The organism is Anaeromicropila herbilytica (genome assembly GCF_016591975.1).
GTDB classification, from domain to species: Bacteria; Bacillota; Clostridia; order Lachnospirales; family Lachnospiraceae; genus Anaeromicropila; species Anaeromicropila herbilytica.
Map to the genome: position 1 here is coordinate 3,724,432 of NZ_AP024169.1, position 13,472 is coordinate 3,737,903.

The following is a 13,472-nucleotide window of genomic DNA, read 5'->3' on the forward strand; positions in this document are numbered from 1 at the left end:
CAAAATCCTTTCTATCAAACTCAATTAATCTTGGCATTCTCATTTATAGTATTCTTGTTTATATGTCAATTTATACCATTCAATATTTTTATTATAACTGCTTAATTTACTATAATTTTAATTAATTTTAGATTACCACAAAATCCCTGAAAAATAAATGAAATATTGCGGTTATTAACAAGCAATGATATTCTTGGCGTAAAAAGCAATTTTTAAATTAATTACTTAATTGATTTCTAATACTTTTTAGTTATGATAAAATGTCAAAAAAATAGTAGCCCCACTCATAATTGGATGCTACTATTTTTTAAATCATATTAAATTATAGTAATGCCAGTTATCTATGAAACTAGAATTGTATACTATAGGGTGTTTGCAGCACCCTATTTTTATTTTCTGCATTTCATATTATACTCATTTTGTGATATTAATTTGCTTAACAGGAAACCATAATTCAATATAACCATATTCTCTGTCCCCACCATAAATCTCAAAATTCGCACCAGCAACTCTTTGATAATTGGCGGTAGGTAGCCATTCTGAGTAGAATCTTTTTTGAAGATTTCTCAATACTTCATTGAAATCTTCATCCCATTTAAACTTTTCTGATGGAAATATGGCATATGTCTGCGGCGGTATATGTTGAATTTTATAGTCATCTGTTTTTGAGCTTTCCGAAACAAAAGCACATAACATATACGGAAAAGTATTTCCTTCTGTTTTTCGGTAATTTTCAACGCCATGGATTTTACATAAATCCTGCGAGATAAATTTTGGCAAACTTCCTGATGAGTTAAATAGTTTTTCGTAATCACCGTTTTGATGCGATTGTTGCCATAACTCGGTAGGACTTACAAAACCATCTTCTCCTGATAATGATGCAATTGTTTCGATCCCAAAAACATCAAAAGCTTCTTTTGTTTCAATTCTGTAATTCATTTCTTTCTCTCCTTTAATTGAAATTTGGAAGGAGATTTTTGGATAAGCTTTCAATTCAGCACCTGATTGTTTAGCTTCATTAGGTGTAATACCATGGATATTTGCAAAGGCTCTGGAAAAAGAAACTGGAGAGTCGTATCCATATTTCAATGCTACATCAATGACTTTAGTATTAGAATTTTGTAATTCTAATGCCGCTTGTGTTAAACGTCTTCTACGAATATATTCAGCTAACGAAACATCTGTTATAAAAGAGAACATTCGTTGAAAATTATATGATGAGCAACATGCTTTTTGCGCTACTATTGAATAATCAATATCCTCAAGTAGATTATTTTCAATATAGTCAATAGCCTCATTCATTTTCGTTAACCAATCCATATAATCCCCTCCTTTCAACTAAAGTATATCATTATTGAATTCTTAAATAGCAACTATTTATGCACAGTTCCGTTCTGCATTATATAAATAAAATACGGTATTTGCACCTATAAAAACAGCCTTAAGCAAGTTATATCAAAGCCTAAGGCTAAAAATCGCACTTATTTATGGTACGGTTCCCCGTAGCATGTATAAAGGATCGTTTTGATTGATATCTCTTATAAATTTTTACTCAGCATTCAGTTTATTTATAAGAACAACACAAGATGGAGCTCTCGTTTTTTTCGTAAGAGCAAACTAGCAATAGCAAAAAATAAACTTAGAGACATTGCAAAGCTTTCATATTCAGTTTGGTTATTTACATAATAAACAGGTCAATAACTACTTCTAGCTTATTATTTCTTTTACCCTCACATATAAAAATGTTTTTCTTAAAAATGCTTAGTTAGGATTTTTTTTTATTTCCGGGGCTTTTTCAAAAATAAGACTTGATATTTCTCCACCTTCAATATTAATAATTTTATACCAATTAGTATATATAGACGATGTGGTTTTGTTGCTAATATAATCTGCAATAAATGCCTTATCATTTGTGACTAATAAAATCACATATTCTTTATTTTTGTACTCAATTTTACTATATTTTGTTTTTGCTTTAATATCTAAAGCAAAAATATTTACGAATATTAAAGCAATAATAAATAGTACAGATAAAATACTACATACTAATTCAACTGAGATTTTTATATTCCATAACTTACCTCGATTTCGATTTCCATTTCCTTTTTTATTTTTTGATAAAGTATCCAAATGAAAATAAATAAAACTTATTCCAAACCAGATTATCATAAATGGTACTATAATAGTTATTTTGATTTGATAAAACATCTTTATGGCATTTGTTATTTTTTGTCCATAAACAACACCTATTATTAATGCAGTAAATATAAAAATTATCCATCTGTTCATATTTCCGAGTACATTCCAACCAAAATACTCATTTACCATATATGGAAATAGTATCATAAAAAACACTACTACAAAATTTATAAAGACTATAATAAAAATTTCCTTTAAATCATAAGTAAAAAAATCAAAACTTATATTATAGTAATAAAACATCATCATTTTCCTTATTCCTGCAACAATTGAAAGAATAATAACTATAATAGCCGATGTTGTTCCCCATTGATTTAATAAATTATTAAATAAACTTTTATTAAATTCATTAGTCCGATCATTATCTATTTTTTTTAATGTACTTTCTGTCTTATTTATATCATTGTCAGTTTTTGACATAATCCTCCTCTTATGAATAAATAATTTGTTTTTACTATATAGTTAAAATTATATTATTTACTATTTAAATATGTATTTAAAGACTTCAATTTACTTTTTAAATATTCAGTTGTTTCTTTTCTCTCAAAAGTCTTTCTATCATCAAAATCAATAGCATCTTGATCAGCAATAAAATTCACAATTTTCTTAAATAAATCTTTACATTGATTTTCATCATTTAAAACATCAATTATTTTCTGACAATATGCATCCATTTTATTTTCATTAAACCTTGGAACTTTTTTACCCGCTATAACCATACGAAATAACATCATAGCATGATATCTAGCTTTATTATACTTTTTATCAATTATTTTATTATCAATCATATATTCAATTTTATATTGTGCTAACGAGCTCGTGTAATAAATTATCTTCTTATCATTTGATTTGAATATCCTATGCCCAACTTTTTTAACTATTGCTCCATAATTACCTGATACTCCATGTGGATCATCAAGAAACATTGCTGTTACTGATTTTATTTGCGATGGAATATTTACAATTCTTGTTTTTGGAACAGAGCTAACTCTATATTGACCTGTCCTTCTTTCATAATAAAGCCTAGCATTAGAATTCTCAAATGTAGAATAATAAACTTCTAGTTTTTTTTGAAAATCCGATAAAGCTTCCAATTGTTCTGGTTTAATTGACGTTTGACTATTAGTAGCTTTAGTAATCATATTTTTCATATCGTCATTCGTAGTTCCAATTAGTTTTATTGGAATAAGTAGTTCATCAATACCCTTAAGATTTCTATTTTCATATAATACATGACTTGTTTGACATCCATTTACGATCTGATAATCATTAAGTATTGCTGTTGTTCCTGTAACAGTAGCACGGTTAGCTACAATTGTTATCCCATTATTTAGCATACAAAACGAATTAATATCCATTACATCTAAAGACTTTTGAATTTCGGAATTAACTGGATTTTTATTACCTAAAAAATCTCTAATATTATCATCAAATACAGGTCTTAAAGAGTCGCCATCTCCTATTATAATTTTTCTAAATTCTTTAAACGGAATAATCCCGCTATAACCTGTTGGCTCTCCATCTTCTCCTGAAAACATTTCAATATTTTTTTCGAATTTAAACTTAGCCTTTAATACATTCTTTGATTTTCTGTACAAATCTTGTATTTCTGTTGCACCACAAGGATAAAATTCAATACAAGAAAATATTCGAAAAGTCTCCAACTCTTTTTTATTCCTGTTAATTAATTTTACCAGAGTTTTATCTTCGACCCACTTTCCAGTAGAAACATAATACATTGAAAGCTGTGGATTTCTTTCTGTCATATATTCAGCATTATCATAAATAAACTGCTTCATCTCAAAAAAGTTCTTAATTTCCGGAATATCAAAAACAGTTTCATCATCTTCAAAAAAAGCCTTTGTAAATTCAAAAAAATTAAGCATTAATGTATTATCAAATGACTCAGATGTTTTTGTTTGTATAAAAACAAATTTAACATCAAGAAAACTACTATTTTCTATTTGAAATTCAATTTCCGAAATTGACGTAACTAACTTGTGGTTAACTATTATTGCAATCCCATCTATCCCTTGAGCATTTTTTCCTGTAGAAAATTCCTTTAGTTTTATATCTACTAGACCATTTTCTTTATTTACACAGCAATAATTAACAAAATACTCAAATGCATCATCTTCTTTCATAGTTTCGATTTCATACAATTTTTTAAAATCTAATAAAAACTTTTTTGTTATAGCATCCAAAATGTTACCCCCAACAGTTATTTTAATACTAGAACATCAAATATTGTCACACTTTCCTGCTCTTTATATTATGTTATTCCAATATATTTCGATTTTACTCATATTAAACCAATAATCAACAGTTTTTCATATTATTATTAAATATTAAATAGAGTTCTGTTGAAGGAAACCGTGTTAAGACTCTGGCACGACTAAAAACTTCTAAAATGAATTATTACTGTAAAAGTTAAATACTAAGTTTTATCAAATTTAAAAAACTAATACACCATATATTTTAAGATGCATTAGCTCTATTTTCCTATAATAACTCTAGTTTTTCTGTAGAAATTCAATAAAACGCCCCTCTACTTGTGGTACGGTTCACCGTATCATATTAAAGGAGCGTTTTTATTCTATATATCTTTACCAATACTATTATTATGAATTCAAAAACTAATATACCCAGATAAGTCTTCTTTCATCATCTGGAAAATCAAATGTATGTACTCTCATTATTTCGGACTTGCTATCTTCAGATATGTATGATAATTTTAATTGTTCTGGTTGATTCTCAAGTAGGTAATAGTCATATCCAATCCGAGTAAAACCTAACGGCATTCCTTTATGCATATTTACACAAATATCAATACTATATTCTTGCTTCCACTCTATATAATTCTTACCTGTAGCAGGGTAGTATACTCTTATTTTATCCAAACCATTTGGATCTTCTAGATCTTTATAAAAGCTCCTTATTATATTATCATGGCTATTTATTATGCCAATAAGAGAATCCTTATATATTTCTATACTATCATTAAAACATGTTATACTATCAGCCTCATCACTATACACTATTACTTGTTTCCACATCTGAATTATAGCTTCTCCAACTCCAATTATATCTTTAGTTGATAATTTAATATTATAATCTTTTAATTCCATTGCTAATGCAATAATAAAGCTATCTACAGGGAACCGAGCACTGTCAGTATCAAATGTTAAGTAAAAAAATCTTCTTAGTGTCCTATGTTTAGACAACTCAATGCAAAAACTGTCATTAATCTTTTCTGAATATTTTGCAACATTTAAAAATGCTTTTTCCCACAGTTTACACCTTTTATTATCCACGCTTAATCTATTAATACGTCTTTCTACTAAATCAACACCTTTACCTATAATTTTCTCATATAATAGATCCTCTAACATCTTATCCCCCTAAGTTCTTTAATAATTTACATACTTTTTTACAAGTAAATCTTATTTATCAATGAACATATATAAGATCCTTCCTATCCTAATAAAGGCTGTACAAATTGACATATTCCTGCTACTGCAGCAGCAAACTCTGTCCCACCTTTTATCATCTGTAATCCCTTCACCGCCATATTAACAAAACTCTTTCTTGGCGTTTCACTTTGCGACTCTTCTCTTATTACTTCTATACTTTCTGTAATTTGATTTCGATCTTCCTCTGATAAATCCTTTGGTATGGTATCCATTAACTTAAAAATTAATTTCTCTAAATCTTGTGAACACGTTCCATTATTCTGTGTTGCATTCACTATACCACTGTCATTTGCCACATTAACCTGTGCAACTCCTCCACTAACATGTATCATATACTTCACATCCTCATCATATCCCATTTTTATTCCTATCTCGGTAAGATAACCTTCTATGTAATTAACAAAAGGTAAGATTATTCTATTACAAAACTCCTTGACTGCATCATTAGCCTCACGTGCATACCCCATTGCCATATCATAATATATATTATTAAAATTTTCTACTGCATATCTTATGTACTGATATACAAATGATATTTCTTCTTGTTTATTATCTCCAATAGATGTAAAACAAGTCCGTCTCTCCACTGGTTCAAAATCGTCCGATTTAACAAAACCAATTATATATTCATGTATTATATCATTTCCTTCAATATAGTCGAGGAATTGTTTCATCAACCCCATACCTGTTTGATGGTTGCAATTAATAAGTCTATTAGCTATTGTTCTGAATTCTAATGATATTATCTTCAGAGTTTTCTTATCTATATTCATCATATCTCACCCCACAAAACGGACAATAACTGCCACATATCTTATATAATGTTTTTATCTTTGCCTCACGTTTACAGCAAGGATATTTAAATATTTCCAATGCTTCAACTCCAGCTAATATAGGTCTTTCCTCCAAATGCTTGGGTTTATTATTTACCTTTAAACTTATAACACCTCCTTTAAGTTTCTTCTCCATTTTCTTCATTTCACCATATATATAGTCTTCAACAAAGTTCATAGCTTTTTTTCCCACTAATTCATGTACATCATCTGTAAAATAGTTGTTAGACTTTAACCCACAACTTGGACACCATACTTCTAATACATCATCTGCATAGTAATCCTCAGGCTTGATCTTAAAAAATTCCCCACATAATGGACATTGTAACAATACAAAACCATCATGATCAGAAGGAATTGATACTTGTCCAATACTTTCGCTCATTTCTCTCCCCTCTTCATTACTATCATATACTTATTATTTTACTCAATCTAAGTTCCGTTTTTGATTTGAAACAGTTCTCTAGCAACATCATCTAAGAACAGTTTATACTCTCTTCTATAACTAATAGTCCCTATCTTTATATTTTTACACAATATAACATTTTTTTCAAGTAATTATGTATCTAAATTTTTTAATGAGATACTAAGACTACGGCACTTAATACAGCCATCAGAGTTTAACCGTAACTAATCCGGTAAGGAAAATATGCACACAATCCTAGCAGATTAAATAATTCAAGCCAATATATCTGACAATTTTAGATATATTGGCTTTTCTACAAAAACTTTTCTTACAACATATTCCTACTTCACCCTTTTTCAGTAAAACGCCCCTTTACTTGTGGTACGGTTCCCCCTTCATAATCCGATACCCTCTATACACCTGTTCCAACAACACCATCCTCATCATCTGATGTGGAAAGGTCATCTTAGAAAAACTCAATTTATAATCCGCTCTTTTAAGTACTTCTGCGTCTAACCCAAGTGATCCACCAATAATGAATACAATATGGCTATCCCCATTCACACCCAAGGCTTCTATCTTCTCAGACAATTCCTCCGAAGTTAGCATCTTCCCTTCAATAGCAAGAGCAATTACATAAGCACCATCTTTTACACTCTTAAGAATTCGCTCGCCTTCCTTTTTCTTAATCTGTAATTCTTCTGCTGCACTTGCATTATCTGGAGTTTTCTCATCTGGTAACTCTATAATATCTAATTTACAATAACGACTAAGCCTTTTACTATATTCCTCAATCCCCATTGTAAAATATTTTTCTTTTATCTTTCCTACACATACTACTGTAATTCGCATTTTTGCCTCCATTTATCTTTCATCTTAAGTATGCTTTCACATACCATTTTGTAATTATCATATGAACATTATTTTAACATACTTTAGCAATTATCATTTGAATATTATTTTAACGTCCATGTCTGCGACTTGCTCGCAGACCTAAATTCAACTTGTGAAAAAAAGTATTTCACACTACACTCTCTTAATCCTCATATGAGAGTTATCTTTCACACTTTCATCTATCTTTCGTACTTATCACCATTCATCCTAAGATCAATTTTACTCAACATTCCTTCACCATTCATCTATCACAATCAATCCTCAATCGGAATATACAGATACAAATAAGAATCATATTCATTCGGTCTGAAACTATTATCATAGAACTCAAAATCATAATCCCCTTTTATCTTAAGACCAGTCTTTGGTAGATACATAGAATAGATTTTACCAATTGTATTCGGCACATTTTCGATGACTGATTGAATGGGAAATACTGCATACTTTGATTTTTGAATCTTTATAATCTTTCGCTTCATAAGAAACTCTGTCTTATTATCTACTTTTCCATCTTGCTCTAGACTTGTTTGCTGGCAGTTTATGATACTTCTTAAACTCTTCTCATCACATTGCAACAATTCTACTCCTGCCAGATACCGAAAGCTCCAATCATCTTTTGCATGTTCCTCCTCTGTATAATCCATATAACGTTCTAATCCATAACATGAATCTTTATTTATCATGCTCCCAATATCATCTATATACCTATCAAGTTCATTCCACAACTTTGGTATCTCCCCATGTCTATTCTGTCCTTGGTATTCTATTCCCACAAGATAGAAGCTATCTTTTTCCACAATTATAGGTTCGATATAATCTGAATTAGTTTTCGCATCCAATAATTCTTCTGATAATATTAATTGACCCAGATTATCATAGCATAACTTATGTTCGCGATAATAACGAGGTGTTACATCATATACTTCCTTAAATGCCCTAGTAAATGCTTCTTGCGAATTATACCCATAGGATATTGCTATATCAAGGATTCTCATATTGGAATTCGTGAGTAACCTAGTTGCTTCTGTCATTCTTCTCTTACGTATATAATCATTTATGGTATATCCTGAGATAGCTTTAAATATCCTTGCAAAATGGTATTTTGAGAAGCCTGTACACGAAATGATATCTGTCAGATTCAGATCGTTCATTAAGTTATTCTCAATATACTGGATTGCTTTAAATATATTATCATAATAGTAATTCACAGTATCACATCCATTTTCTTATATTTAGTCATTGGTAAGAAGGAAATATTCACACCAAAATATTAGCTGTTATGAAAAGCAATACAACTATTATATTTTAAACTATATTAGCTTTCAATAATTAGTTATTATATAGACTCTATCTTTATCTATATTACGGTAAAATACCGATTTTCAGTGAGTTCATTTTATTTTTTGTATTTAATTTCATATTTCATATGATATTCCACATTTTATCTCATAGTTCATTTATTCATAATTCATAGTTTATGTCTAGTATTTATTAATAGTGTATATAACAAAGTATTCCTATCAACAATTTCACTCATCTCCTTATATAAAATAAAAGCGTCGAAACTTCTATGGATTGCTCTCTATCTTCTAGACAATGAGCTATTCATGGTAATGTTCCGACACTCTATTTATTCTTTCAATTCTTCATTTATGTTTCTTTAAGCGTATGTAACAAGGCTTTGAATAATCAGGGTGCAATCTGACTCTTAGACTCTCTGCCACATAATGTTATCCGCTTTCTCTAATGGCAAGATTCCTAGATACTCTCTCACACCTGGCTCAGTGTTCAGGTCAAACGTATACCACTTATTCACGACTGATGATCCAAAACAGATATCTATCGTAAGATTAGTAATGTCAAATAACATGGACCATAGAGTTCCTAACCACTCCTCATAATAATGACAAGCTAAACCTTCTGGGGTATGCTTAGTAAGAATGTTCATGAAATCATCTCTATCTAATATATCTTTTTCTTCTAATCCTCTTATCATAGCTTGATACCGATATACCGAATGATTCATTTTATTCTTCACACAGTCTTCCATTCCAGGAAGAGTATAATGATTAGTGGAACATACATAAGTATCTCGAACACTCTCTTGCACATCAACACTATGCGTTTCACCCTCCTTGATAGCTCGAAAAGTCTTAGTCGAATTACATATCTCAGCAAGTACTGCATGATTATTCTTATCCGCGATAATTAGATTACAATAAGAAGATATCGGAAGCTCCTTTATTAGTCCTACCGCTTCTTCGACTGTCTTACATTGATCTAATAAGATACGAATAACCATCCAGAACCTTAGACCCTCTTCCTCCGATTGTTCCATAGGTACTGCATTAGACATCGTAACACACAGTCCATGCTCATTCATTCCGTCAAATCTTCCAAGTAGAAGAAGTGAGAAGCCTATGTGGGCATATACCCCCTCTGCTTTTGTCGTTATCAACCTAAAGTCATCCTCATCATTCCATTCATAACTTCTTCCGACATACATATGCCCATCCGCCACTCTATCCGGATGAACTGTAAAATGGCTACAGTTTCCTGTACTAACATAGGAAAAACCGTAGTATAAGATTTGTTTTGCACTCACTCCAAGACTCTCTGCGAAGCCTTGAATTTCTTCATTAATGTAAGGACAATATTTCGAAAAGATGTCCATCGCTTTTTGTAAACTTGCATCAGTTACAGGCCGAAACCAATCATTCCCTTCAAGAAAGAATTGAACTTCTTCTGGATGATATTTCTTTAAAAATTCACCCTCCATCTTTCCAATCTCATATGATGTGCCACTTAACGTTAGATGTCTATATATAACTTCTTTTACTTCTTTCTTAGCCTTCATAACAATCTTCCTCCATAGATATTAAAATTTATTAAATCTATATTTATTTGATAATACATAATTGAATTCGTATATGGTTTTGCGCAATTCCTATGTTCTAATTATACGTATTATTGTATATTTAAATTTGATTCAGATTGCTAAGTTCACTAGAAATATTCCTTAAATCATAATCTAAGATTTAAAATGAAATAAAGTTTAAATGATATAAAGTCGCAAAAAAATAAGAGATAACTAAGAAATTCTAAATTTCCTTTAGAATCTCTTAGTTATCTCTTATTCATCCCTCTTAATCCATCATTATCCCTTATTTTACCCTTATCAAGAACTTGAATGCCAACACAAAGTACTATATTAATTACAGTTCATAACTCCACTATCTATCACGACACATATAATATCTTCTTCTCCCCGAACCTCTTTCCAATCTCCTCTCGAATAAATACTTCTCCCTCGGCGCGAAGGTCTTGCCTATAACAGTATTTTCCCATTCCTCTACCTGTCATAAGTTCCTTATCATATAATTCAACGGCCTCTGGAAATGCTTCGTTATTAATTTTACGGTGTACAAAGCTGTAGGTCATAAAGATTACTTCAATGAACATCTGCTCCTTCATCTTCTCAGATAGCTCAGCTTCTAAGATGTCTAATAATTCCACATATAACGCTTTCCAGCCTTCCACCATAATAACTGGGGCAATTAGTAATCCGACTTTATATCCTGCTTCGCACATCTTATTCACGCCTTGAATCCGGTTCTTAAGGGAAGCTGTCCCAATCTCAATCTCCTTAATAATCTGGGTAGGATTCACACTCATTCGAAAGATAACTTTTCCTTTATGATCTAGTCCTAAGAGTGGATCAACCATATCGAATTTGGTTGGGAACGTAATCTTACCTTTCGGATTCTTTGCAAACTGTTCAATTGTCCAGACAAGATTATTTGTAATCGAATTTTCAAGAACAAGATCACTATTGCTCCCAATCTCGTAGGTTAATTCTTCTTTACTTTTATTAGCATGCTTCATTAATCGCTCTAACATCTGTTCTCGATTAACAAATAGCCTCAGATAAGAGCATTTATTATAATTACATACGAGGTAACAGTATAGACACGCAGCTGAACATCCTGACGATGTATATGGAACTAGATAATCGGACACCTTCTGATTCGTAACATACTTATGTGTCTTTCTGGTACCAATGATAATATAGCGTTTCATCTTTGCAAATTCGCTATTTTCATTGTTCCGCAACTCTGGAATATTATTGTGATTATCAATTGGAATCCACTCAATTTGTTTATATTTTTCTTCTAATTGCTTTCCTAATTCATACTGCAATGCACTTGGTTCGTAATAGATTTTGCTTGGTATCATTATGGCACTTCCTTTGTGATAATATAAGAACATGAACAAGCTATTAACCTAGCAACTCATTATATGCCATTCCATTATTTCTGAAAAACACGAAAGATAGAATCCATAATAAAGATAGCAATAGCAATGACACCCGCTATCTGCAAGGTCTGCGCCAAATAATAACTTGATCTGCCTGTCTCATTTATAATGATATTATAAACCGTACGATACACAGATATACCAGGTACAAGAGGAATGATTCCTGGAATTAAGAATACCGTAACAGGTGCTTTTCTAATTCTTGCAAAACTATGTGATAATAACGCAACCATGATACTTGAGATAAAATAGCATAATACAACACCATAGCCTATATTTTGAAATAATAAATAGATGAACCAGCCGAATCCACCAACTGCTCCAGTATTTACAATAAATTTCTTTGGAACCCCGATTACAATTGAAAATGCAATGGTCGCAACGAATGCACCAAGAACCTGAGTTAACATTGTCATAACATACCTCCAAGGTAATATCCTAATGATAGACCAGCACCAATTCCAGCTGCTATGGAAGCTGCCGATACGAATGCTTCTAATGCCTTTGCACTACCAGACATATAATCACCTTGTAAGGTATCCCTGATTGCATTGGTAATCGCAACTCCTGGTACCATAGGCATGATGGAACCAGTAATAATGATTTCTCGGTTAACTCCATGATGCAGACAACTAAGTAATATTACTGTATTAATTGCAATCAAAAAAGAGCTAAGCATATTTGTAATAAAACCATGAAGCCTCAGCTTTCTCTCTAGAATCATGCATCCCACCATAAGAATTCCATTTAAAAAGGCTAAGCTAGCATCTATTAGTGTACCAGCTAATAAAACAGTAAAGAACACTGCTGTAAAAACAGTACAAGCATATACTAACCACAGTGGATACGGTTTCTTATCTTTGAGCTCTTTGAGTAACGGATATGCTTCTTCAATCGTAATTCGTTCTGAACATAGCTTTCTTGAGATTTCATTTGCCTCATATATATTCGTTAGATTCGTGCTCCTTGTCGTTACCCTTTGCACCAAACTAATTGCATCTATGGTAGGATCATCTAACGTTACAATAATTCCAGTTGATGTAACGAAAGCTTCACTTTTCTGTAACTTGGATGTTCTTAATATTCTTATAATGGTATCTTCTACGCGGTAAGTCTCTGCTCCACTGCGTAGCATAATCTCTCCTGCTAGAATAGCAGTATCTACTAGGAGTTTATAATTCATGTATCCACCTTCTCTCTATATTAAGAACTAAATTCATTCGGATATTCTTAATCTATTCTATGATTTATTATCAACTTCAAACTTGTATTTTTATTAAATAAGCCATAATGTTTTCTATCTGTTTTTATTAATGTTTTAGATTTATCTTTATCAATATTTCCACTCTA

12 protein-coding genes are annotated in these 13,472 nt (G+C 31.0%); all 12 read right to left on the minus strand.

What is annotated here, in order from left to right; all coding sequences use genetic code 11:
* Positions 1 to 414: 414 nt before the first annotated feature.
* Positions 415 to 1,320, minus strand: a complete 906-nt coding sequence (locus bsdtb5_RS16170) for an AraC family transcriptional regulator (protein ID WP_271713008.1) — start codon at positions 1,318 to 1,320, stop codon at positions 415 to 417.
* Between the two features lie 441 nt (positions 1,321 to 1,761).
* Complete coding sequence (locus bsdtb5_RS16175; protein WP_271713009.1) at positions 1,762 to 2,619, minus strand: hypothetical protein; 858 nt, start codon at positions 2,617 to 2,619, stop codon at positions 1,762 to 1,764.
* A gap of 53 nt (positions 2,620 to 2,672) precedes the next feature.
* Positions 2,673 to 4,403, minus strand: coding sequence for an AIPR family protein (locus bsdtb5_RS16180; RefSeq protein ID WP_271713010.1), 1,731 nt, complete (start codon positions 4,401 to 4,403; stop codon positions 2,673 to 2,675).
* Between the two features lie 432 nt (positions 4,404 to 4,835).
* Positions 4,836 to 5,591 (minus strand): hypothetical protein, encoded by a 756-nt coding sequence (locus bsdtb5_RS16185; RefSeq protein ID WP_271713011.1) that lies wholly within the window; start codon positions 5,589 to 5,591, stop codon positions 4,836 to 4,838.
* A gap of 83 nt (positions 5,592 to 5,674) precedes the next feature.
* Positions 5,675 to 6,448 (minus strand): hypothetical protein, encoded by a 774-nt coding sequence (locus bsdtb5_RS16190; protein WP_271713012.1) that lies wholly within the window; start codon positions 6,446 to 6,448, stop codon positions 5,675 to 5,677.
* Positions 6,432 to 6,890, minus strand: a complete 459-nt coding sequence (locus tag bsdtb5_RS16195) for a TFIIB-type zinc ribbon-containing protein (RefSeq protein ID WP_271713013.1) — start codon at positions 6,888 to 6,890, stop codon at positions 6,432 to 6,434. Before bsdtb5_RS16195 ends, bsdtb5_RS16190 begins: the two co-directional genes overlap by 17 nt.
* 393 nt (positions 6,891 to 7,283) lie before the next feature.
* Positions 7,284 to 7,763 carry a 23S rRNA (pseudouridine(1915)-N(3))-methyltransferase RlmH gene (gene rlmH / locus bsdtb5_RS16200; protein WP_271713014.1) on the minus strand — a complete coding sequence of 160 codons (480 nt, stop codon included), beginning with the start codon at positions 7,761 to 7,763 and terminating at the stop codon, positions 7,284 to 7,286.
* A 296-nt stretch (positions 7,764 to 8,059) separates the two neighbouring features.
* Positions 8,060 to 9,013, minus strand: coding sequence for an AraC family transcriptional regulator (locus bsdtb5_RS16205; protein WP_271713015.1), 954 nt, complete (start codon positions 9,011 to 9,013; stop codon positions 8,060 to 8,062).
* Positions 9,014 to 9,513: 500 nt separating this feature from the next.
* Positions 9,514 to 10,662: a C45 family autoproteolytic acyltransferase/hydolase gene (locus tag bsdtb5_RS16210; protein WP_271713016.1), complete on the minus strand. Its 1,149-nt coding sequence runs from the start codon at positions 10,660 to 10,662 to the stop codon at positions 9,514 to 9,516.
* A 383-nt stretch (positions 10,663 to 11,045) separates the two neighbouring features.
* Entirely contained in the window at positions 11,046 to 12,041 is a 996-nt protein-coding gene (locus bsdtb5_RS16215) for an SPL family radical SAM protein (protein WP_271713017.1), read from the minus strand.
* Positions 12,042 to 12,115: 74 nt separating this feature from the next.
* Positions 12,116 to 12,538 (minus strand): threonine/serine exporter family protein, encoded by a 423-nt coding sequence (locus bsdtb5_RS16220; protein WP_271713018.1) that lies wholly within the window; start codon positions 12,536 to 12,538, stop codon positions 12,116 to 12,118.
* Positions 12,535 to 13,305, minus strand: a complete 771-nt coding sequence (locus tag bsdtb5_RS16225) for a threonine/serine exporter family protein (protein WP_271713019.1) — start codon at positions 13,303 to 13,305, stop codon at positions 12,535 to 12,537. Before bsdtb5_RS16225 ends, bsdtb5_RS16220 begins: the two co-directional genes overlap by 4 nt.
* Between the last annotated feature and the right edge of the window lie 167 nt (positions 13,306 to 13,472).